We start from the raw sequence: 21,401 nt of genomic DNA on the forward strand, positions 1-21,401 counted from the left end.
GGCCCGCACCGGCGCCCGGCGGCGGCCCTCAGCGCCGGCTGTCCGGGCCGTCGGGACCGGGTGCCGCCCGGATCCGACCGAGCCACTCCGCGCCCAGCCGACGCCCGTCCGGGAGCTGGTCGTCGGTGTCCCAGCGCCACGCGGTGATCATCGCCGGCACGAGGATCCGGCACTCGCGCAGCAGCTCCTGATCGGCCCCCGGACAGTGCTCGCCCACGGCTTCGGGCGCATGGGCGAGGTCGAATTCGACGGGCCCGCGGCAGCACGTCTCCAGGTCGACGAAGAGCAGCCGGTCCGCCGTGCCGAGCAGGTTGCCCGGGTACGGCTCGCCGTGCAGCAGCCGCTCGGCGCCACCGCGCTCGCCGACCGCCCGCCGCAGGCTCCGCAGCGTCCCGCCGAGCAGTTCCCGGTCCGCCTCGGCGAGCGCCGGAGTGCGCTCGCGGTCCGCCACGAGCCGCCCTGGCCCCCTTCCCGTCACGTACAGCGGCCGGCCGACCGGCAGGCTACTCGCCGGTGGCGCCGTCGATGGCCTCGCGGAGGAGGTCCGCGTGGCCGACGTGGCGGGCGTACTCCTCGATCACGTGTTCAAGGACGAACCGCACATCGGTGTCGCCGAACTCCGGGTTCGGCACGATGCGGGCGAGATCGGCGGCCACCTCAGCGAAGACCTGCCGCGACTCCTCGCACGCCGTGAGGTAGTCCTCGTAGACGTCCCTGGCCGGCGTGGCGTCCGACTCGTCGTACCACTCGCCGCCGTCGGCGGTGGCATAGGTCCGGTAGGGAGGGAAGCGAGGCGTCGTGCCGGCCAGCGTCCGCTGGAACCAGGCCCGCTCGACCCCCTGGAGATGGCGCATGAGCCCCAGCAGGGTCAACGCCGACGACCGCACCGGACGTTGCCGCAGCCGTTCCTCCGGGAGTCCCTCGCACTTCCACAGGAAGGTCGCCCGGTGGTAGTCGAGATTCGAGGCGATCACCTCCGGCCACGGGCCCGACACCACGCGCTCGGGCCGAACGATCTTCTGGACCACCATGTCGCTCACGCTGGGGTTTCCTCCCCGGTCATCGGGCTTGGACATCCGCCGTACATCGCTCGCGTTCACCCCTTCCGTCCCCGGGACTGATCGCATGCATTCCGAGCACTCAGCGCGCCACGCGGTAGTGGAGGTGGACGACTCCGCAGCCGAAGGTGCGGGTCTCGACCAGTTCGAGATCCGACCTGCGTTCGTCCCGGGGGAAGAACGGGATACCGCCGCCGACCAGGACCGGGGAGACCCTGACCCGGTACTCGTCGATCAGGTCGGACGCGGCCGCCTCGGCGGCGAGGGACGCGCCGCCGATCGCGATGCGGCCCTCCCCCGGCTCGGCCCGCAACCGGCGGATCTCCTCCGCCAGGCCGCCGGAGGCCAGGCGGGCGTTGCCCCGCACCGCCGACAGCGTGGTGGAGAGCACGACCTTGGGGAGCCGCTTCCAGAGAGCGGCCCACTCGACCGTGGAGAAGTCGAGCGAGTGGTCCTGGTCGGCGGTCTCCCAGTACAGCATCGTCTCGTACAGCCGCCGCCCCAGCAGGTGGACGCCGACCTCCCGGATCTCGTCGGTGACGAAGCGGAAGACCTCCTCGTCGGGAGCCGTCCAGCCGAACTCGCCGTCCGGCCCGACGATGTAGCCGTCGAGCGAGAGGTTCATCGAGTAGGTCACGCTGCGCATCGGGAGTCCTCCTCGGTAAGGGGTTCGACGGTACGACCGCCGGAGCGCGCGGGACTCATCGGCACAACTCGACTCATCTGCTCGGCTCTACGGGAAACGGTGGGGAATCCGGTTCGAACATCACCGAATATCGCCCGTGCCCCTTGGCTCCGCCCGCCCCGTGCCCAACACTGAGCCGATGACGCAGCGTGTGGAGCTCGCGACCGTGATGGACCGGCTGGCCGTGGACGAGATGGTCACCGAGTACGCGGTGGCCGTCGACGACGGTGACTGGGCGGCGTACCGGAGGCTGTTCACCGCGGACGGGCGGGCCGACTACCGCTCCGCCGGCGGGATCGAGGGCGATGCCGTGCAGGTCGCCGGGTGGCTCGCGGAGAACCTGACCCTGTTCTCGATGCGGCAGCACCTGATCGTCAACCGCCTGGTGCGGTTCGGGATCCTGGAGCACGACACCGGCGACGCCGCGCACGTCCAGGCCGACTACGTCAACCCGATGCGGTTCGCCGGCGGCGACAGCGCCGCCACCGCCCCGGACTTCGTGTGCGGCGGCCGGTACTCCTTCGCGTTCCTGCGCACCCGGGACGGCTGGCGGCTGCGTCAGGTGGTCGTCGAGGAGCGGTGGCGCCGGCTGCCCGACCCGCGTGCGGTGGCCGTGTCCGACTGAGCCCGCGCCCGTGCCCCCTGTCGGAGATCCCGCCCGGTCCCGCACACTGGAAGGACCCGCGGGCAGGAGGCGATGGATGAGCACCGTCGAGCGCTGGCTGACCTCCCCGTGGCGGCGTTCCTGCGTCGGGGCGCTCACGGGCGCGCTGCCGGTGCTGGCCTTTCCCGCGCCGTCGCTGTGGTGGTTCGCGTACGTCGCGCTGGTCCCGTGGCTGCTGCTGGCGCGCTCGGCGCCGACCGGGCGGCGGGCGGCGTACGACGGCTGGTGCGGCGGGTTCGGGTTCATGGTCGCCGTCCACCACTGGCTGCTGCCGAGCCTGCACGTGTTCATCTTCCTGATCGCCGGCCTGCTGAGCGTGTTCTGGGCGCCCTGGGGCTGGGTGACGCGCCGGCTGCTCGGCGGCGTGCCGTCGCCGGGGAGGGCCGCCGCCGCGGTGCTGGTGCTGCCCTCGGGCTGGCTGATGGTGGAGCTGGTGCGCTCCTGGCAGGGGCTCGGCGGGCCGTGGGGCATGCTCGGCGCGACCCAGTGGCAGGTGGCGCCGGCGCTGCGGCTGGCCTCGGTCGGCGGGGTGTGGCTGCTGAGCTTCCTGGTGGTGGCCGTCAATGTCGCGGTCGCCGTGCTGATATCCGTGCGGGAGGCCCGGGTGCCCGCGGTGGCCTCGCTGGTGGCCACGGCCGCCGCGACGTCAGCCGCCTGGCTCTGGTCACCGCGCCCGGACGTCGACGGCCACGTCCGGATCGCCGTCGTACAGCCCGGCATCGTCGACGGCGCCGACAGCGGGGTCCGGCGGTTCGACCGGGAGGAGCAGCTGACCCGGCAGCTGGCCGGGCAGCATCCCGATCTGATCGTCTGGGGCGAGAGCAGCGTCGGGTACGACCTCGGGGACCGGCCCGACCTCGCGCGGCGGATCGCGGCCCTCTCCCGGGAGACCGGCGCGGACATCCTGGTCAACGTGGATGCCCGGCGTTCCGACCGGCCCGGTATCTACAAGAGCTCCATACTGGTCGGCGCCGACGGCCCGACCGGCGACCGGTACGACAAGATGCGGCTGGTGCCGTTCGGCGAGTACATACCGGCCCGCTCCCTGCTCGGCTGGGCCACCTCGGTCGGCAAGGCGGCCGGCGAGGACCGGCGGCGCGGCACCGAGCAGGTGGTGATGGACGTCGGCCACGGGCTGCGGATCGGCCCGATGATCTGCTTCGAGACGGCGTTCCCCGACATGAGCCGGCATCTCGCCCAGGACGGCGCGCAGGTGCTGATCGGCCAGACGTCGACCTCGTCCTTCCAGGACAGCTGGGCCCCCGAGCAGCACGCCTCGCTGGCCGCGCTCCGGGCCGCCGAGACCGGCCGCACGATGGTCCACGCCACGCTGACCGGGGTCTCCGCCGTCTACGGCCCGGACGGCGAGCGCATCGGCTCCTGGCTCGGCACCGACGCGAGCACCGCCCGGGTCTACGAGGTGCCGATCGCCCGCGGGGTCACCCCGTTCGTGCGGTACGGCGACTGGCCGGTGGACGGGGCGCTGCTGGTGCTGGCCGCCTACTGCCTGGCCGAGGGGCTGCGGACGGTCAGGCTGCGCCGGAGTGCCGCAGCACCTCTCGTACCACCTGCTCGCACAGCTCATGAGTCGCCAGTGCGTCCCGGGCGCTGAGCACCTTCCCGGCGCGGACGGCGTCCAGGAAGGCGAGCACGGCCTGTTCGATGCCGCGCTGCCGGGCGACGGGCACCCAGTCGCCGCGCCGCCGGACCGTCGGCTGGCCCTTGTGGTCGATCACCTCGGCGAGGTTGAGGACCTGGCGCTTGGTGTCCTGCCCGGAGACCTCCAGGATCTCCTCCGCCGAGCCGCTGAGCCTGTTCATCACACCGAGCGCCGTGAAGCCGTCGCCGGCGAGCTGGAGGACGACGTGGTGCAGCAGGCCGTCGACCGCCCGGGCGCGGACCGTCACGTCCTCGACCGGGCCGGGGGCGAGAAAGCGCAGGGTGTCGACGACGTGGATGAAGTCGTCGAGGATCATGGTGCGGGGTTCCTCGGGGAGCCCGACACGGTTCTTCTGCATCAGGATCAGCTCGCGCGGGTGGTCGGCGCACTGCACGTAGCCGGGGGCGTGGCGCCGGTTGAAGCCGACGGCCAGCGACACGTTCCGCGCCTCGGCGAGCGTCACGAGCCGCTCGGAGTCGGCGAACCGGTAGGCGAGGGGCTTGTCGACATACGTGGGTACGCCCGCCTCAAGGAGCCGGGTGACGAGCTCCGGGTGGGCGACGGTGGCCGCGTGCACGAAGGCGGCGTCGAGATCCTGGGCGAGGAGGTCGTCGAGGGTCGCGTGCCGGCGGCCGGCGGGCAGGTGGAGGCTGTCGGCGATCCGGTCGAGGGTGGCGGCGGTGCGGGTCTGCAGGTGGAGTTCGAGGCCCGGCAGGGTGGCCAGCACCGGCAGGTACGCCTTCTGCGCGATGTCGCCGAGTCCGATGCAGCCGACCTTCACTGACGCTCCCCTGGTGGTGTGCCCGCACGTGCCCGCGGTTGCCCGCCCGTGCCTGAAGGGCAGCATACGGGCCGATAATCCGTGGTGGGACGGGCCGGGGTGGGCCACTATGCCGGGCATGACGACCGAACGCCGTATGCCCGCCCTGGACGCCGCCGAACGCACCATGCTGGAGGGCTGGTTGGACTTCCATCGGCAGACCCTCGCGGTGAAGTGCGAGGGCCTGACCGACGCCCAGCTGCGGACCGCCTCCGTGGAGCCCTCCCCGCTGTCCCTGATGGGGCTGGTGCGGCACATGACCGACGTGGAGCGGTCCTGGTACCGCAGGGTCCTCCGCGGCGAGGAGGCACCGCCGATCTACTGGAGCGACGAGGATCCGGACGGCGAGTTCCGGCTCACCGAGGCGGACACCTGGCAGGAGACGTACGCGGCCTGGCAGAGCGAGATCGAGGCCGCCCGGCAGGCCGCGGCCGGTTTCGGCCTGGACGACCTCTCCAAGAGCCCTCACCGCCGCACCGGCAAGGAGATGAACCTGCGCTGGATCCACACCCACATGATCGAGGAGTACGCCCGGCACAACGGCCACGCCGACCTGATCCGGGAGCGGATCGACGGCGCGACCGGCTCCTGACGTCAGCCTCGCACCCGCCTGTCCCCCGTACGGGGTGCGAGATCACCCGTGCGGGGCACCAAAGCCCTGTCGCCGGTGTCAACCTCCGCGCCGACCCAGCAGAGTTGCGCGGGTGCCTCGAACGACGACCATCGCAGCGCTCCTGGTCACCGTGACCGTCTCGGCGCTCTCCGGCTGTGTGACGGTCCAGCGCCCGGCGATGCCCGGCCCGCCGCCGGGTACGGCGCCCTCGCTGCCCTCGGTGCCCCGCCCGGACGGCAGTGCCGAGCCGCGGGTGGTGCAGGCGCCGGTCAAGGAGGCCCTGGAGATGGTCGGGCCGTCCCGCCCGGCGCACCGGGCCGCACCGGCCGCCTCCCACACCCCCGCGCCCCCTCCCGCGCACCACCGCGCCCCGGCAGCCCCGCGCGCCGCCACCCCGCACCCCCACGGCGTGCCCCGGTCGCACAGCCCGCGGGCCGACCGTCCCGGCCTCTCCCCCGCCGCCCCGCAGACCCCGGACGTGTGCGCCCTCGGCAAGCAGTACGGCGGCTGGGACGCGGACAGTCCGCAGGCACGGATCTGCGAACAGACCTACGGGCGTTGAGACGCCGGCACGGTCCTACTGCGGCCGCTGCCGCGGTGGGCCCCAGGAGTCGGCGCCCGGGTCGCCGTCGTCCCCGAGCCGTAGTTCCAGCCGGCTGATCGCGGCCCGGACCCCGTGGCCGTACCCGTCGTCGCCGAGTGCGGTGGCCGTGCCGCGGGCCCGGTGCAGGTGGCTGCGGGCGGCCTCGGCACGGCCGAGCTTGACGTAGTCGGCGGCGAGGTTCAGGTGCAGGGAGGGGTAGAAGCCGCGCAGCCGCGCGTCTCCCTCCGCCTCGTCCGCCGCGGACAACGCCCGCAGGTCCCAGGCGAGTTCGTCGGACGGGTCGTCCTGGGTGTCGGCCAGGTAGTGGGCCAGGGTGCAGCGGTGCAGTGGCTCGCCGTGCTCGCCGAGCTCCGTCCAGAGGTCGAGCAGGCGCCGGCGGGCCTCCTCGCGGTCACCGGCATGGTGCAGCATCACGACCTGCCCGATCCGGGTGAGCACGGCATCGGGTGCCGTTCGCTCCTGTCGCTCCGCCACGGGGCCCTCCGGGCTGGTAAGCCGTTGTGTGGTGCCGACGGTAGACGGCGCCGTCAGTTTTTCTTGTCAGGCGGCGCCGTCGGTCCGCGGGTCCGGTGGTCGGCTTGCGGGCCGGTGGGGGCTTGTCGCGCAGTTCCCCGCGCCCCTAGCGGGTTGCCCCCAGGTCGGGGATTCGCCAGTCGATCGCCTCGTGGCCCTGGGCCGCGACCGCCTCGTTGATGTGGGTGAAGGGGCGGGAGCCGAAGAACTTCTTCGCGGAGAGGGGGGACGGGTGGGCGCCCTGGATCACCACGTGCCGGGTCTCGTCGATCAGCCGGAGCTTCTTCTGCGCGTAGCCGCCCCAGAGGACGAAGACGACCGGGTCGGGCCGGTCGGCGACCGCGCGGATCACCGCGTCCGTGAACTTCTCCCAGCCCTTGTTCTTGTGCGAGTTGGCCTCACCGGCGCGGACCGTGAGGACCGCGTTGAGCAGCAGCACGCCCTGCCGCGCCCACGGCATCAGGTAGCCGTTGTCCGGCACGGACTCCCAGCCCAGCTCCTCGCGCATCTCCTTGTAGATGTTCCGCAGGGACGGCGGGATCCGCACCCCGGGGCGGACGGAGAAGCACAGCCCGTGGCCCTGGCCCTCGCCGTGGTAGGGGTCCTGGCCGAGGACGAACACCTTGACCTGGTCGAACGGCGTCGCCTCCAGCGCGGCGAAGACCTCCTCGCGCGGCGGGTAGACGGGACCCTTCGCCCGCTCCTCCTCGACGAACTCGGTCAGCTCCTTGAAGTAGGGCTGCTGCAGCTCGTCGCCCAGAACCCCGCGCCAGGACTCGGGCAGCATGGCGGTGTCGGTCACGTCAACGTCCTCACGAATTGCGGTCACTTGCGGTTCCTGCTGATACCGAAAAACCTACAGGCGACCACTGACAACCGGTGCCGGACGGCGGTTTCACCAGCTGGTCTTGCGGTGCAGCTCCCACATCATCATGATCGTCGACGGGTCGAGCGCCTTTTCGCCGCCGGAGACGTCGTCGCTGGCCGCGACGTACTGCCTGCCCTGCCACAGCGGGATCAGCCGGGCGTCGTCGACGAGGATCTGCTGGGCCTCCTCGAAGTCCTTGACGACCTCGCCGCGGTCGCTCTCGCTCCGGGAGTGCGGCAGCAGCCTGCCGGTGATCACGGGGGACGGGTAGGGCGTGCCGAGGGCGTTCTGCTCGCCGACGAAGGGGGCGATGAAGTTGTCCGCGTCGGGGAAGTCCGGGAACCAGCCGCGGCCGAACACCGGGTACTCGCCCTTCTGGTAACCGACGACGTAGGTCTTCCAGGGCCGGCTCTTGAGGGTGATCGTGAACAGCCCGGAGTCGTCCAGCTGCTGCTTGAGCTCCTGGAACATCTGGCCGGTCTCGGAGCCGTAGCGGTCGGTGGTGTACCAGAAGGTGAGCGGGACCCGCCGGGTGATGCCGGCGTCGGCGAGGATCTTGTGGGCCTTGGAGGTGCTGGGGTCGCCGTAGTCGTCGAAGAAGTCGGTGGTGTGGCCGGTCAGGCCCGCCGGGACCATGGAGTACAGCGGGTCGACGGTGTCCTTGTAGACGGTGTGGGCGATCTCGGCGCGGTCGACGAGCTGGGCGACGGCCTTGCGCACGGCGGGTATCTTGGCCCACGGGTCCGCGGGGTTGAACACCAGGTAGCTGATGTCGGTGCCGGTGCCGTCGATCAGCTGCAGGTCGGTGCTGCGGTACGCCTCCAGGGCGACGATGTCGGAGGCGGCGAGACCGCGGTAGGTGACGTCGATGTCCCCGGACCGCAGGGCCTTGACCATGGTGGCCGAGTCCTGGAAGTAGCGGATCGTCACCGCGTCGTTCTGCCGCTGGGCGAAGCCCTGGTAGTTGTCGTTGCGGACCAGCTCGGCCCGCTTGCCGTCCTGGTACGACTTGAGGGTGTACGGCCCGGAGCCGTGCACGGAGGCGTCCTCGCGCAGCGAGTGGGCGGGGTAGTCGTCGGGGTCGACGACGGACATGGCCGGGGTGGCGAGCACGAACGGGAAGGTGGCGTCCGCCTTGTTGAGGTGGAAGACCACCTCGCGGTCGCCGTTCGCCTGCACCCGGTCGAGGCTGCCGAGCAGTCCGGCCGGGCCGCTGGGCGCGTTGATGCTGCGGATCCGGTCGATGGAGTACTTGACGGCCGCTGCGTCGAGCTTGTCGCCGTCGGCGAACTTCAGCCCCGCGCGCAGTTCGCAGCGGTAGGTGCGGTCGCCGAAGTCCGTGAAGGCGCACTTCTGCGCGGCGTCGGGCTGCGGGGTGGTGGCGCCGTCGGGGTAGGCGAGCAGGGTCTGGTAGACGTTCCGGAACAGCTCCCAGGAGCCGTCCCACGATCCCGCCGGGTCAAGGGTGCTGGGGGCGCTGGTCGTACCGACGACGATCGGCCCGCTGTTCTCCGAACCGCTGCCGGAGAGCACCCCGCACCCGGCGGCCAGGGACAGGGACGCGAGCGCGGCGGCTCTTCGCAGGCCTCGGTTCCGGTTGAACACGCGCACTCCTCGATCCGCCGTACCAGGGGTCGGCGGCAGACCATACCGCAGCGTTGCGCGCCTTGAAGCACCCCGGAAACACGGGCGTTGATCGAATGTGCTATGACGACGTTGTCATCCGACTGTGCGGATCTTGCACGACCGCCGGGGCGCCGTTTTCCTCACACATGCGGCAAATATCTGTGACGAAAACGACGCCCGACGCTCCGTCAGGCCATGCCCGCGTTGAGGAAGATGCCGCCGTCGACGACGAGCGTCTGGCCGGTGATCCAGTCGGACTGCTCCGAGGTGAGGAACGCGGCGGCGCCGCCGATGTCGGAGGGCACTCCGAGCCGCTTGAGCGGGTAGCCCGCGGCGGCCTCCGTCTCCCGGCCCTCGTAAAGGGCCTGCGCGAACTTGGTCTTGACGACCGCGGGGGCGATCGCGTTGACCCGGACGCCGGGGGCGAACTCGTGCGCGAGCTGCTGGGTCAGGTTGATCATCGCGGCCTTGCTGATGCCGTACGCGCCGATGAACGGCGAGGCCGAGAGCCCGGCGACGGAGGCGATGTTGACGATGGCGCCGCCGTTCTCCTTCTGCCAGGCGTGCCAGGTCTTCTGGGCGAAGCCGAGGGCGGAGACCACGTTGGTCTCGAACACCTTGCGGGCCACGTCCAGGTCGACGTCGGCGATCGGGCCGAACACCGGGTTGGTTCCCGCGTTGTTGACCAGGTAGTCGACGCGACCGAAGGCCGCCATGGTGCGCTCGACGACCTCGGTCTGGTGGGCCAGGTCGTGCGCCTTGCCGGCGATGCCGATGACGCGCTCGGCGCCGAGGCTCTCGACGGCCTCCTTGAGGGCGTCCTCGTTGCGGCCGGTGATGGCGACGCGGTCGCCGCGGGCGATCAGCGCCTCGGCGACGCCGTAGCCGATGCCGCGGCTGGCGCCGGTGACGACGGCGACCTTGCCGGACAGCTCGGGCAGTTCAGTCATGTCAGTGTTCCCCAGGTTCCCCGGTGTTCTGCGGTGTTCTGCTAGTCGAGCGGTCCGCCGGCCACGTACAGCACCTGGCCGGAGACGAAGCCGGCGGCCTCGTTCGTGAAGAAGGCGATGGCGTTGGCGATGTCCTCGGGCTCGCCGACGCGCTGCACGGGGATCTGGGTGGCCGCGGCGGCCTTGAACTCCTCGAAGCCCATCTTGACGCGCTCGGCGGTGGCCTTGGTCATCTCGGTGGCGATGAAGCCGGGGGCGACGGCGTTGGCGGTGATGCCGAACTTGCCGAGCTCGATGGCGAGGGTCTTGGTGAAGCCCTGCAGGCCGGCCTTGGCGGCGGAGTAGTTGGCCTGGCCGCGGTTGCCGAGCGCCGAGGAGGAGGACAGGTTCACGACCCGGCCCCAGCCGGCCTCGACCATGTGCTGCTGGACGGCCTTGGTCATCAGGAAGGAGCCGCGCAGGTGCACGTTGAGGACCGTGTCCCAGTCGGCCGCGGACATCTTGAACAGCAGGTTGTCGCGGAGCACGCCGGCGTTGTTGACCAGGATGGTCGGCGCGCCCAGCTCCTCGACGACGCGCGCGATCGCCGCGGCGACCTGGGCCTCGTCGGAGACGTCGGCACCGACCGCGATCGCCTTGCCGCCCGCGGCGGTGATCTTCTCGACGGTGTCCTTGCAGGCGGCCTCGTCGAGGTCGATCACGGCGACCGCGCGACCCTCGGCGGCCAGTCGTACGGCGGTGGCCGCGCCGATGCCGCGCGCGGCACCGGTGACGACGGCTACCCGCTGCTCAGTGCTGGACATTGCTGTTTCTCCTCGCCCTTGAGAATTCTTGACTAGACCTGAGAACACCTGATCGAGAACCCGGCCGTAGTGGTGAGCGACCGCTTAGTACCTTCGACAGACGTGACGCTAGAAGCCCTGGCACGCGGTGTCAACGTCACGCCGCGCAGTGTGATCCATTACCTCACCAGGAGGTCCAGCAACCGCTCCGTCTCGGCGACCGGGTCGTGGGTGAGCCCGGTGTGCACCGGCCCGGGCTGTACGACGGTGGAGCGGGGCGCCACCAGCCAGCGGAAGCGCCGCCCCGGGTCGTCCCCGGCCGCGTGCCCCGCCGCCTCGCCGCCCGCGCAGACCCGCTCCACCGCCCCGAGCGCGGCCCGCACCCCGGCGACGTCCGCCTCCGGGTCCAGGGCCAGCAGCCGGGCCTCGTCGAGATGGGTGCGGGCACCGACGTAGCCCTTGGCCCGGCAGTACACCAGCACGCCGGCGTTGATGCACTCGCCACGCTCCACCCGGGGTACGACGCGCACCAGGGCGTACTCGTAGACGTCCCGGCCGCCGCCCTGGCCCGCCCGGGTGATGTGGCGCTCGGTCATCTGCCCGGCCACGTTGATGTGGGTCTCGCTCACTTGGCCCCCTCGATGCCGGTGATGCGCTCGTGGATGACGGCGGCCCGGGCGAGCAGCGGCCGTGCGTAGGTGCGCCGCAGCTCGTCGGGGGTGTCGAAGCCGGGCTCGGCGGCGAGCCAGACGTCCGGGATCTCGGCGGTGACCTCGGCGAGCACGTCCTCGGTGACCCGGGGCGCCAACTCCGCGGCGGCCGCCCTGACATCGGGGCCGAAACCGCCGAGCGCGTGGTCGGCGGCGTCGTACGGGCGGGCGGCGGACGTCTCGGCGGACGGCCAGTTGTGCTGCCAGATCATGGTGGCGCCGTGGTCGATGAGCCACAGGTCGCCGTGGTGGACCAGCAGGTTGGGGTTGCGCCAGGAGCGGTCGACGTTGTTGACCAGCGCGTCGAACCAGACGATCCGCCCGGCCTCCTCGGGACCCACCGCGAAGGCGAGCGGGTCGAAGCCGAGGGCGCCGGACAGGAAGTCCATGCCGAGGTTGGTGCCGCCGCTGCCCCGCAGCAGGTCCTGCACCTGCTGCTCGGGTTCGCCGAGCCCCAGCACCGGGTCCAGCGCGACGGTGACCAGCCGGGGCATCCGGAACCCGAGCCGGCGCGCGAGTTCACCGCAGACGACCTCGGCGACCAGCGTCTTGCGGCCCTGCCCGGCGCCGGTGAACTTCATGACGTACGTCCCGAGGTCGTCGCCCTCGACGAGCCCCGGCAGCGAGCCGCCCTCCCGCAGCGGCGTGATGTAGCGGGTCGCGGTGACTTCTCGCAGCATTTTCCCAGGCCATCCAGCTTCTCAACCAGGCAGTCGGCGACCGGGGGTGGCCTCCGGCACGAAGTGAGCATAGTAACCGAGCGTGACAGCGGGCGAGGCGTGCCCCTGCCCCGCGCCGGGGCGCGTTCACAGGAACCCGGCGTCCATGACTTCAGCGCATGCCACCTGTGCTCAAGTCTCGTTGGTGTCATGGTCACTGAGGCTCCTACGGTGAGGGATGGAACCACCGTCCAGGAGGAGTCGGCCCATGGCAGACCTGGTCCAGCGCGACGAACTCGGCGCCTTTCTCCGCGCCCGGCGGGAGGCGACCGACCCGGCGGCGGCAGGCTTCCGGTCCGGGCCGCGGCGCCGTACCCCGGGGCTGCGCCGCGAGGAGCTGGCGCAGCTCGCCGGGCTGAGCGCCACCTGGTACACATGGCTCGAACAGGGCCGCGACATCAGCGTGAGCAGGCAGGTCATCGAAAGCCTGGCCCGGGCGCTGCGGCTCTCCGGGCCGCAGCGCACGCACCTGTTCACGCTGGCCGCTCTGATGCCACCGCCCACGGGTCCGGCGCCCGTGAAGGTCGATCCCCTGCTCGAACGGCTGGTGCGGGAGCTGTCCCCCAAACCCGCCTACGTGATGAACCCCTGGTGGGACCTGCTGGCGTACAACGACGCGTACGCCGAGTTGCTCGGCGGCCTCGACCAGCGCCCGGAGGACGAGCGCAACGTCCTCTGGATCACCTTCACCGAGTCGCGGGGTTCCGGGCTGTTCGTCGACTGGCTCGGCGAGGCACGCTCCCTGGCCGGCCAGTTGCGGGTGGCCCTCGCCCGCTATCCCGACGATCCGCGCGGCCCCGCGCTCCTGGAGTCGCTGCTGGACTCCTCCGACGCGTTCCGCGCGCTGTGGGACGAGCGGAGCGTCAGCGGATTCGCCTCCGCCAGGAAGGAACTGCGGCACCCGCGGCTCGGGCGCGTCGATCTGGACAGTCTGAAACTGGCGGACGCCCAGGACGAGGAACTCTCCCTCGTCGTCCTCCTGCCCGCGGAGAAGGACGACTCCGGGTAAAGAAATCCGCGTACGGAAATCCGGGTGGGCGACGGGTAGGCGAAGAGGGCCCTTCTGTCGTCTGCCGGCCCTTCTGCCAGGCCCGTCCGGCGTGACGCCACGGGAAGCCGGCGGCTCCGCTTCGGCGCAGGTCAGGACCGACAGCGAACTGACAGCGCCGTTTTACCGAAGCCTCATGTCCAGGTGGTCACTATCTGGATGCCGTCTGAACAGGTGGTGCTCGAAGGCCGTACCCCTGGACGGATCAACGAGAAGCTCCGCGGAAGGGAACCCCTCACATGACCAGCGCACCGCTCAACCCCTCGGCCAACCCGGCTCGCCGCACCGTGATGGCGGCGGCCGGAGCGGCAGGGCTCGCCGCCGCGCTGACCGCCTGCGGGTCGTCGGACGACAACTCGTCGAGCACGACCACCACGAACGGCACCACGGGCGGTGGCTCCACCACCCAGGACAGCAACGGCTCGGCCGGCGGCTCCACGGCAGCGGCCGGTGGCACCGCGCTCGCCAAGACCACGGACATCCCCGAGGGCGGCGGCACCATCTACAAGGACAGCGCCGTGGTCGTCACCCAGCCGACGTCGGGCACGTACAAGGCGTTCTCGACGAAGTGCCCGCACGCCGGCTGCGCGGTGACGAGCATCGCCAACGGCGAGATCGTCTGCCCCTGCCACGGCAGCAAGTTCGCCATAGCCGACGGCAGTGTGAAGCAGGGCCCGGCGACCACGGGTCTGACCGCGGCCAACATCACGGTCGCCGGCGACCAGATCTCGCTGGCCTGATCCTCAGGACCGCCGGCGCGGTTGTTTGAGGCAGCCGAGCACCTCGTCCGTGGTCGCGACCGTAGCGACCAACGCGAGGGTGTTGCGGACCATCGCGGGGGTGTACTCGGGGGGCACTCCCGCGATGGCATCGGCCGGGACGACCGCCGTGTAGCCCCGGTTGACCGCGTCGAACACGGCGTTGGGAACGGCCACGTTGGCCGAGACACCGGTGACGACCAGGGTGCGGCAGCCGAGGTTGCGCAGCAGCGGGTCGACGTCGGTGCCCTGGATCGGCGACAGGCCGTGCAGCCGTCGTACGACGAGGTCCTCCTCCGAGACCTCGATGGGGGGCGCGACACGGACCGCCGTGGTGCCGGACAGCTGCTGGACGGGCAGCCGTTCGGCGGCGCGGAACAGGCGGGCGTTGCGGTTCGCGCCGCGGCCGTCCGGGCGGCGTTCGGCGACCGCGTGGATCACCTGGACGCCGGTGTCGTGCGCGGCGGCGACCAGGCGGGCGATGTTGCCGAGGACGCCCGACGTCCTTGCCTCACGGGCGAGTTCGGGCAGCGCGCTGTCCGGACCCACCACACCCTGCTGGCACTCGACGGTGAGCAGCACGGTGCTCGCCGGGTCGAGGAGTTCCGCGAGCCGTTCGTACGACGACGGCATGACGCCCCCTTCCGCCTTGGTGCGGGGCGGGTGACACTAACCGCCATCGCGCGGGAACGGAAGAAGAGACAGAAGAAGAGGGGGCCGCATGACCGTCACTCAGCGCCGGGGCCGGAAGATCATGATGACGCCCGGCGAACTGGACGAGTTCCTCAGCACACAGCGCACCTGCCGGGTCGCGACCGTCTCGGCGTCGGGCGCCCCGCACGTGAGCGCCCTGTGGTTCGCCTGGGACGGCACGTCGCTGTGGCTCTACTCGGTGGTGCGCAGCCAGCGCTGGACGGACCTCAGCCGCGATCCGCGGGTGGCGGTCGTCGTCGACTCCGGTGAGGAGTACGACCAGTTGCGCGGCGTCGAGCTGCGCGGGACCGTCGAGTTCGTGGGCGAGGTGCCGCGCACCGGCGAACTGGTCGCCGAACTCGACTACATCGAGACGGTGTTCGCCCGCAAGAACTTCGGCCTGGACGAGATGCCGCACGACGGCCGGCACGCCTGGGCACGGCTCACCCCGACGAAGACCGCCTCCTGGGACTTCCGCAAGCTGGGCTCGGCGTAGGGAAGTTCACGAGCCGGCCGAGCCGACCGAGCCGACCGAGTCGGCCGCGCCGCGCAGGGCCTGGACCGCCGCCCGGATCGAGGGGCGGCGGTCGGCGTCGGCCCGCCAGACGACGTACACATGGCGGCGCACCCGCTGCTTCAGCGGCACCATGACCACGCCCTCGGGCACGGGGTGACGGCCCAGCAGCGGGGCGATGCAGACGCCCAACCCGGCTGCCACCAGGTTGAGTTGCGTGTGCGTCTCGGCCGCGCGGTGCCCGACGATGGGCTCGATGCCGCGTGAGCGCAGCGTGAACATCAGCCATTCGTGGCAGAACTCGCCCTCGCCCCAGGTGATCCACTCGTCCTCGGCGAACTCGCCGAGGTCCACCTCCTCGCGGTCGGCGAGCCGGTGCCCGACCGGCAGTGCCACCTCGGCAGGGTCGTCCAGCAGGGGCGCCTTGACCAGCCCGTCCGGCACCGGCATCGGCTTGTTGTACCAGTCCAGGACGACGGCGAGGTCGAGGTCGCCGCGGACGACCCCGGCGATGCCGTTCTCCGGTTCCAGTTCGCTGGAGCGGACGCGCAGCGCCGGGTGCCGGGTGCGCAGGGCGGCCAGCGCGGTCGGGAACAGGCCGCGGGCGGCCGTCGGGAACGCGGACAGCCGGAGTTCGCCGACTACCTGGCCCCGGTGCGCCTCCAGGTCGGACTGGGCCAGCTCGACCTGGGAGAGGATCCGGGCCGCGTGCTCGGCGAGCAGCCGCCCGGCGTCGGTGAGCCGGATGCCCCGGCCGTTCTTGGCCAGGAGCTGCTGGTCCACCTCGCGCTCCAGCTTGCCCATCTGCTGGGACACCGCCGACGTCGTGACGTGCAGGGCCTCGGCGGCGCCGCTGACCGAGCCGTGCCGGGCGAGGGCGTCGAGGGTGCGCAGGCGCTCCAGGTTCAACATGTAAGCGATTCTAAGAGGTACCCGGTGAGAAGTCTCGATTGTGCTACGAGGTCGTCTCCCGCATCGTGGAGGTCATGAGCACCGTGACCACTGCCGCGACCGGCGAGTCCGCACCTGCCGCCGCGCCTTCCCGCCCCCGCCTGGACTGGCGTCTGCGCTTCGGCGCCCTGTCGCTGATCTGGGGCTTCAGCTTCCTCTTCATCAAGGTGGGGACGGAGGGCTACGCACCGTTCCAGGTCACGCTGGGCAGGCTGGTGTTCGGTACGGCGGTCCTCGCGGCGGCGATGGCCGCGAAGCGGCAGCGGCTGCCGCGCGGGGCCCGTACCTGGGGGCATCTGACGGTCGCCGCGTTCCTGCTCAACGCGCTGCCGTGCTCCCTCTTCGCCTACGCGGAGCTGACGATCCCGTCCACCCTGGCCGGGATCTGCAACGCGACCTCACCGCTGTGGGGGATGCTGCTGTCGCTGGTGGCGCTCTCGGAGGACCGGCCGACGCGGGTCCGGTTCGCCGGGCTGGGCCTGGGCTTCATCGGTGTCCTGACGGTGCTGGGCGCCTGGGAGGGCTTCCACGGCCTGGACGTCACGGGGACCGTCATGGCGCTGCTGGCGTCGCTGAGCTATCCGATCGGCTGGATCCACGTCCGGCGGACGCTGGCCGGGACGGGTGACTCGCATCTGGCGATGACCGGCGCTCAGTTGCTGCTGGCGACGGCGCAACTGGCCGTGGTGACACCGCTGTTCACGTCCTTCCCGGCGCGCTTCGCCCCGGTCCCGCTGCTGGCGATCGCCGCGCTCGGCGCACTGGGGACGGGGCTGGCGGTCCTCGTCCAGTACGGCCTGGTGGCGGAGGTGGGCCCGACCACCGCCCAGATGGTCACCTACTTCATCCCGGTCATCGCCGCCGCGGCGGGCGTCGCGGTGCTGGGCGAGTCGCTGCGCTGGAGCACGCCGGTGGGTGCCCTGATCGTCATCGCGGGGGTCGCACTCACTCAGGTTCGGCCCAAGAGGGGGGTGTCCTGAGGCGCGGAGGCGGGTGCGGGTGGTGGTGGGCTGGTCGCGCAGTTCCCGCGCCCCTGAACGGGCGCCTGGGCTGACGCCCCTGAAAGGGGCGCGGGGAACTGCGCGACCAGCCACGACGGCGCTGCGGACACCAGACGTCAGACACCAGGTCACGGCACCTCCAGCGGAGCGCTCACGCCTGGATCCGGCCCTTCGCCGGTGTCACCGCTCTCGCCACCGCCGCCGCCAGCGGACCGGCCTCCCCGGGTGCCAGCGTGGAGACGGTGACGCGGATACCCGGCGGGGTCGACAACCGGTAGCGCGCCCCCGGCGCCACCGCCCAGCCCTCGTGCAACAGCCGGGACACCGCGGCCGTCTCGTCCGGCACCGGGACCCACACGTTCATGCCGCTGCGCCCGTGCGCCTCGACGCCGTGGTCCGCCAGCGCGTCGATCAGGAGCTCACGGCGGGCCCGGTAGGCGGCGGCCACCTCCGGGCCGTGCACCGCGCCGTCGGCCCACATCCGGACCACCGTGCGCTGCAGCAGACGGCTCACCCAGCCCGGGCCCAGGCGCTGGCGCCCCCGCACCCGGTCGACCGTCACCTCGTCGCCGGTCAGGGTGGCCAGCCGCAGGTCGGGGCCGTAGGCCTTGGCGACCGAGCGGACGAACGCCCAGTGGTGGGTGACGCCCGCCAAGGGGTGCAGGGGGAGGTCGACGATGCCATGGCCGTGGTCGTCCTCGATCAGCAGGGTGTGCGGGTGGGCGCGCAGTACGGCCCGCAGGGCACGCGCGCGTGCGGCGCTCACCGCGGCGCCGGTGGGGTTGTGCGCCCGGGCCGTGACGATCAGGGCGCGGGCCCCGGACTCCAGGGCCCGGCGCAGGGCGTCGGCACGCGGCCCCTCGTCGTCGACGGCCACCGGGACGGTGCGCAGCCCCAGCGCGGGGACCAGGTCGAGGGTGCGGCCCCAGCCGGGGTCCTCGACGGCGACCGGGTCGCCGGGCTTGAGGTGCGCCAGCAGGACGCGTTCGGCGGCGTCCAGGGAGCCCGAGGTGACGGTGAGCGGCCCTTCCGGCACGCCGTCCGCGGCCAGTTCGGCGCGCGCCATCCGCTCCAGCTCGGGCTCGACGGGGTCGGCGCCGTAGAGGACCGGGGCACGGTCGCACTCGGCCGCCACCACCGCCAGGGCCGGGGCGAGAGCCGGGAGCAGTGCGGGGTCGGGGTTGCCGGAGGACAGGTCGCGCACCCCGGCCGGGACGTCGGGAAGCTGGTCCCGCCCGGTGGTGGCCGGTTTCGGCCGGACCCGGCTGCCCCGCCGACCGGCGGTCTCGATGACCCCGCGCTCGCGCAGGGTGCGGTACGCGGCCGCGACCGTATTGGGATTCACCCCGAGCCTGCCCGCCAACTCCCGCATGGGGGGCAGCAGTTGTCCCGGCTCCAGCTCCCCGGAACCCACCGCGCGCTCGACGCTGGCCGCAATCTCCGCTGCGCCACGCCCTTCGATCGGATATTCTCCTAGCACAAACAACATTATGCACTAGTACAATGGAGACGCGCAATGGAGACAGCCGTACCGGGGACCGTCCCGGCCCAGCCCGCCGCCTACCCGAGGACGGACCGCACCGTTCCCACCCGTTCCGCCGAGCGGGCGTCGTACGACAGGGAACTGGTGCACGCGATCCTCGACGAGGGCTACCTCTGCCACCTCGGCTTCGTGCGCGACGGTGCGCCGGTGGTGCTGCCGACGCTGTACGGCCGGGTCGGCGAGGTGCTGTACCTGCACGGTTCGACGGGCTCGCGTCCGCTGCGGATGACCGGCCAGGCCGACCCCGGACTCGCGGTGTGCGTGACGGTCACCCATGTCGACGGCCTCGTGCTGGCCCGCTCGGCCTTCCACCACTCGGTCAACTACCGCTCCGTGGTGGTGCACGGCATCGCCCACCAGGTCACCGACCCCGAGGAGAAGCGGCGCGCGCTGGACGCCCTGGTCGACCACGTGGTGCCGGGCCGGGCCGCCGACTCCCGCCCCGCCGACAAGAAGGAACTGGCCGCGACCGCGGTGATCCGCCTCGACCTGACCGAGGTCTCCGCCAAGACCCGCACGGGCGGCGCGAACGACGACCCGGAGGACCTGGACCTCCCGCACTGGGCGGGCGTGCTGCCGCTGCGCAAGGGGTACGAGGCCCCGGTCGCCAACGGTGACCTGGCGGCGGACATTCCGGTGCCGCCGTACCTGACGGGCAGCTGAGGCGAGTTCCTGCGAGGGACAGCGCGGCCCGCTCGGCAGCACCCCCGAAGGGGCGCGGGGAACTGCGCGACCAGCCACGACGGCGCCGCGGACGAACCACGGCGCAGCGCGGCGATTGCAGCGGAGCGCTCAGGCCGAGGCGACCGGCTCCTTCGCCGTGCTCCGGCTCACCACCGACTCCGGCGCCGGAGTCGAGGACTGTGCGATGAAGGCGCCCAGCAGGACCACGGCTCCCCCCACCACCTGCGGCGCCGACAGACGCTCCCCCAGCAGCACCCAGGCCAGCACCGTCGCCACCACCGCCTCCAGGCAGGCCACCACGCCCGCCACCTGCGGAGACAACCGGCGTACCGACACCACACCGGTGACGTAGGCGATGACGGTCGCCACCAGGACGATCCAGGCCAGCAACGCTGCCGCGGGCGCCGTGCCCCCGTTCATCCGCACGGAGCCGCCCAGCACCGACCAGTCCATCTCCCACGGCCGGGCCACCACCGTGAGCAGGCCGGCCCCGACCAGCAGCCCGTAGGCGATCACCCCGAGCGGATCCGCCTCCTCGCCCCCGCCGTGGTCGGCGAGCACGAAGTACCCCACCTGGCAGCAGGCCGCGGCGAGCGCCAGCACCAGCCCCAGCGCGTCGAACCGCAGCCCCGACCACACCTCCACCACGCACGCGAGGCCGCCCGCCGCGAGGACCACACCGAGCGCGGCGGCACGGGTGACCGGCCGCCGCTGCACGAACCGGACCCAGCCGAGCACCAGTGCGGGAGCGAGGTACTCCACGAGCAGCGCCACTCCCACGGGTATCCGGGAGATGGCGGCGAAGTAGCAGGCCTGGACGCCGGCCACGGCGAGCAGGCCGAACCCGGCGAGCAGCGCCGGGCGGCGGCGCGGCAGATCGCGGTGGCGGACGGCGAGCGGCAGCATCACCAGGGCGGCGCCCGCCACCCGCAGCCACACCACGTGCAGCGGCGCGAGTCCGGCCTCGATCAGGGGCTTGGCGGCGACGCCGGAGCCGCCGAAGGCGAGCGCCGAGCCGACGGCGAGGGAGAGCCCGAGGCCTTTTCCATGGCTGCTGTCAGTGGTGTGCACCGGCACATGATGCCAGCAGGCGACATGACCGTCACCCTCGATAGCACCTGTCTCAACGGCCGGACGTACGGCGCTCCGCCTCGGCGTCCGGGACCGCGCCGACCGGCCCGGCCGCCCCGACCGCCCCGTCGCCGTCTATCCGCACGGCCAGCTCACGGGCGGCCACCCCGGCCCGCTCCAGCACCTGCACGGCCCGGGACTCCGGGTCGAGGACCAGACCCGCGAGCAGGTCGATACCGTCGGAGTGGGCCGCGCCGCGGCGCCGGGCCCGGCTGCGGGCGTACTCCAGGGCGGCGGCGGCCACCGGCGACCAGGCACCGTCGCCCTTGCCCTCGGCCCTTCGCTCGGCGTGCGGTAGGGCGGGCAGCGCGCCGGAGTCCTCGATCCCGCTCTGCCAGCGCAGGCCGTAGCCGATGCTGCGCTGCACCAGGTAGCCGAGCAGGCGGGCGAGTTGCGGGGCGTCGCCGATGACGGCGCGCACGTCGGGGTCGGACTCGATCAGCGAGTGCAGCAGATGGGCGGTGTCGACCTGGCGGTCCCCGTCCCGCACGGCCCGGCGGCGGGCACCGGCGACCACCGCTGCCGGCCCGGCACCGAGCCCGGCATCGTCGTCCGCATGGATACCGCCCTGGTCCTGGGCGGGCTGGCGGGGAATACGGGGTTGCACATCCCCTACCCCATCAATCCCGGAGGCCTGCGTCATCGGCGGGGGGAAGCATTTTCGCGTCCCACGCAGAGTGGACGCGGATGGCCGGAATCTCCTCCTTGCGGATGAGATCAGGCTGATTCCGGCCAACAGGCGCGCGCCGTCTTGCCGCGCGCCCCGTACGCAACCGTCGCGCACCCGCCGTACGTCTCCCCCTGAC

Annotated in this window: 24 protein-coding genes and 1 pseudogene; 9 read left to right on the forward strand and 16 right to left on the reverse strand. The window is 72.2% G+C overall.

The features are described from left to right. Positions 1–28: 28 nt before the first annotated feature. From ACGF5O_RS10425 to ACGF5O_RS10435, 3 genes and pseudogenes are all read right to left on the reverse strand, one after another. Positions 29–457 (reverse strand): annotated as a pseudogene (locus ACGF5O_RS10425) (phosphotransferase family protein); the annotation flags it as partial. Positions 458–503: 46 nt separating this feature from the next. Further along, positions 504–1,040: a DinB family protein gene (locus tag ACGF5O_RS10430; protein ID WP_393809490.1), complete on the reverse strand. Its 537-nt coding sequence runs from the start codon at positions 1,038–1,040 to the stop codon at positions 504–506. Positions 1,041–1,140: 100 nt separating this feature from the next. Then, positions 1,141–1,704, reverse strand: coding sequence for a dihydrofolate reductase family protein (locus ACGF5O_RS10435; RefSeq protein WP_393809491.1), 564 nt, complete (start codon positions 1,702–1,704; stop codon positions 1,141–1,143). A 178-nt stretch (positions 1,705–1,882) separates the two neighbouring features. Here ACGF5O_RS10435 and ACGF5O_RS10440 point away from each other — a divergent pair, with 178 nt between their 5' ends. After that, entirely contained in the window at positions 1,883–2,368 is a 486-nt protein-coding gene (locus ACGF5O_RS10440) for a nuclear transport factor 2 family protein (RefSeq protein WP_393809492.1), read from the forward strand. Positions 2,369–2,444: 76 nt separating this feature from the next. Beyond that, entirely contained in the window at positions 2,445–4,019 is a 1,575-nt protein-coding gene (gene lnt / locus ACGF5O_RS10445; RefSeq protein ID WP_393809493.1) for an apolipoprotein N-acyltransferase, read from the forward strand. On the opposite strand, the gene ACGF5O_RS10450 is transcribed toward lnt, so the two are convergent. Further along, the gene (locus ACGF5O_RS10450; protein WP_393809494.1) at positions 3,937–4,848 is read right to left on the reverse strand and encodes a Gfo/Idh/MocA family protein; all 912 of its coding nucleotides are present in this window, start codon (positions 4,846–4,848) and stop codon (positions 3,937–3,939) included. The two genes, lnt and ACGF5O_RS10450, sit on opposite strands and share 83 nt — an antisense overlap. A 118-nt stretch (positions 4,849–4,966) precedes the next feature. On the opposite strand from ACGF5O_RS10450, the gene ACGF5O_RS10455 reads away from it, so the two are divergent. Then, positions 4,967–5,479 carry a DinB family protein gene (locus tag ACGF5O_RS10455; RefSeq protein WP_393809495.1) on the forward strand — a complete coding sequence of 171 codons (513 nt, stop codon included), beginning with the start codon at positions 4,967–4,969 and terminating at the stop codon, positions 5,477–5,479. Between the two features lie 112 nt (positions 5,480–5,591). Continuing rightward, positions 5,592–6,062: a hypothetical protein gene (locus tag ACGF5O_RS10460; RefSeq protein ID WP_393809496.1), complete on the forward strand. Its 471-nt coding sequence runs from the start codon at positions 5,592–5,594 to the stop codon at positions 6,060–6,062. 15 nt (positions 6,063–6,077) lie between these two features. On the opposite strand, the gene ACGF5O_RS10465 is transcribed toward ACGF5O_RS10460, so the two are convergent. From ACGF5O_RS10465 to ACGF5O_RS10495, 7 genes are all read right to left on the reverse strand, one after another. Continuing rightward, positions 6,078–6,578, reverse strand: coding sequence for a hypothetical protein (locus tag ACGF5O_RS10465; protein WP_393809497.1), 501 nt, complete (start codon positions 6,576–6,578; stop codon positions 6,078–6,080). Between the two features lie 145 nt (positions 6,579–6,723). Then, complete coding sequence (gene ung, locus ACGF5O_RS10470; protein ID WP_393809498.1) at positions 6,724–7,419, reverse strand: uracil-DNA glycosylase; 696 nt, start codon at positions 7,417–7,419, stop codon at positions 6,724–6,726. Between the two features lie 93 nt (positions 7,420–7,512). Beyond that, positions 7,513–9,090, reverse strand: a complete 1,578-nt coding sequence (locus tag ACGF5O_RS10475; RefSeq protein ID WP_393809499.1) for an ABC transporter substrate-binding protein — start codon at positions 9,088–9,090, stop codon at positions 7,513–7,515. Positions 9,091–9,299: 209 nt separating this feature from the next. After that, positions 9,300–10,061: an SDR family oxidoreductase gene (locus ACGF5O_RS10480; protein ID WP_393809500.1), complete on the reverse strand. Its 762-nt coding sequence runs from the start codon at positions 10,059–10,061 to the stop codon at positions 9,300–9,302. Between the two features lie 41 nt (positions 10,062–10,102). Further along, entirely contained in the window at positions 10,103–10,864 is a 762-nt protein-coding gene (gene fabG / locus ACGF5O_RS10485; RefSeq protein ID WP_393809501.1) for a 3-oxoacyl-ACP reductase FabG, read from the reverse strand. Between the two features lie 158 nt (positions 10,865–11,022). Beyond that, complete coding sequence (locus ACGF5O_RS10490) at positions 11,023–11,439, reverse strand: DUF3037 domain-containing protein (RefSeq protein WP_393809576.1); 417 nt, start codon at positions 11,437–11,439, stop codon at positions 11,023–11,025. A 29-nt stretch (positions 11,440–11,468) separates the two neighbouring features. Next, positions 11,469–12,233 carry a HipA family kinase gene (locus ACGF5O_RS10495; RefSeq protein WP_393809502.1) on the reverse strand — a complete coding sequence of 255 codons (765 nt, stop codon included), beginning with the start codon at positions 12,231–12,233 and terminating at the stop codon, positions 11,469–11,471. A gap of 247 nt (positions 12,234–12,480) precedes the next feature. Between ACGF5O_RS10495 and ACGF5O_RS10500 the strand changes: the two genes are divergently transcribed. Both ACGF5O_RS10500 and ACGF5O_RS10505 read left to right on the forward strand, forming a co-directional pair. Then, the gene (locus ACGF5O_RS10500; RefSeq protein ID WP_393809503.1) at positions 12,481–13,281 is read left to right on the forward strand and encodes a helix-turn-helix transcriptional regulator; all 801 of its coding nucleotides are present in this window, start codon (positions 12,481–12,483) and stop codon (positions 13,279–13,281) included. Between the two features lie 278 nt (positions 13,282–13,559). Beyond that, complete coding sequence (locus ACGF5O_RS10505) at positions 13,560–14,060, forward strand: Rieske (2Fe-2S) protein (RefSeq protein ID WP_393809504.1); 501 nt, start codon at positions 13,560–13,562, stop codon at positions 14,058–14,060. Between the two features lie 3 nt (positions 14,061–14,063). Here the strand turns inward: ACGF5O_RS10505 and ACGF5O_RS10510 are convergent, their stop codons facing one another. Then, the gene (locus ACGF5O_RS10510) at positions 14,064–14,711 is read right to left on the reverse strand and encodes a cysteine hydrolase (protein WP_393809505.1); all 648 of its coding nucleotides are present in this window, start codon (positions 14,709–14,711) and stop codon (positions 14,064–14,066) included. A gap of 88 nt (positions 14,712–14,799) precedes the next feature. Here ACGF5O_RS10510 and ACGF5O_RS10515 point away from each other — a divergent pair, with 88 nt between their 5' ends. Then, entirely contained in the window at positions 14,800–15,267 is a 468-nt protein-coding gene (locus tag ACGF5O_RS10515; RefSeq protein ID WP_393809506.1) for a pyridoxamine 5'-phosphate oxidase family protein, read from the forward strand. A 6-nt stretch (positions 15,268–15,273) separates the two neighbouring features. Here ACGF5O_RS10515 and ACGF5O_RS10520 read toward each other — a convergent pair whose 3' ends face one another. Further along, positions 15,274–16,197, reverse strand: a complete 924-nt coding sequence (locus tag ACGF5O_RS10520) for a LysR family transcriptional regulator (RefSeq protein ID WP_393809507.1) — start codon at positions 16,195–16,197, stop codon at positions 15,274–15,276. Between the two features lie 74 nt (positions 16,198–16,271). Between ACGF5O_RS10520 and ACGF5O_RS10525 the strand changes: the two genes are divergently transcribed. Then, positions 16,272–17,216 (forward strand): DMT family transporter, encoded by a 945-nt coding sequence (locus ACGF5O_RS10525; protein WP_393809508.1) that lies wholly within the window; start codon positions 16,272–16,274, stop codon positions 17,214–17,216. A 172-nt stretch (positions 17,217–17,388) separates the two neighbouring features. Here ACGF5O_RS10525 and ACGF5O_RS10530 read toward each other — a convergent pair whose 3' ends face one another. Beyond that, on the reverse strand, positions 17,389–18,717 hold the full coding sequence (locus ACGF5O_RS10530) for an aminotransferase class I/II-fold pyridoxal phosphate-dependent enzyme (protein WP_393809509.1): 1,329 nt from the start codon (positions 18,715–18,717) through the stop codon (positions 17,389–17,391). A 36-nt stretch (positions 18,718–18,753) separates the two neighbouring features. Here ACGF5O_RS10530 and ACGF5O_RS10535 point away from each other — a divergent pair, with 36 nt between their 5' ends. Then, positions 18,754–19,443 carry a pyridoxamine 5'-phosphate oxidase family protein gene (locus ACGF5O_RS10535; protein ID WP_393809510.1) on the forward strand — a complete coding sequence of 230 codons (690 nt, stop codon included), beginning with the start codon at positions 18,754–18,756 and terminating at the stop codon, positions 19,441–19,443. 129 nt (positions 19,444–19,572) lie between these two features. Here ACGF5O_RS10535 and ACGF5O_RS10540 read toward each other — a convergent pair whose 3' ends face one another. Continuing rightward, positions 19,573–20,541, reverse strand: a complete 969-nt coding sequence (locus ACGF5O_RS10540; protein ID WP_393809511.1) for a DMT family transporter — start codon at positions 20,539–20,541, stop codon at positions 19,573–19,575. Positions 20,542–20,587: 46 nt separating this feature from the next. Further along, positions 20,588–21,202, reverse strand: coding sequence for a Clp protease N-terminal domain-containing protein (locus tag ACGF5O_RS10545; RefSeq protein WP_393809512.1), 615 nt, complete (start codon positions 21,200–21,202; stop codon positions 20,588–20,590). Between the last annotated feature and the right edge of the window lie 199 nt (positions 21,203–21,401).

It is taken from the genome of Streptomyces sp. NPDC048291 (assembly GCF_043201715.1).
Lineage (GTDB): Bacteria > Actinomycetota > Actinomycetes > Streptomycetales > Streptomycetaceae > Streptomyces.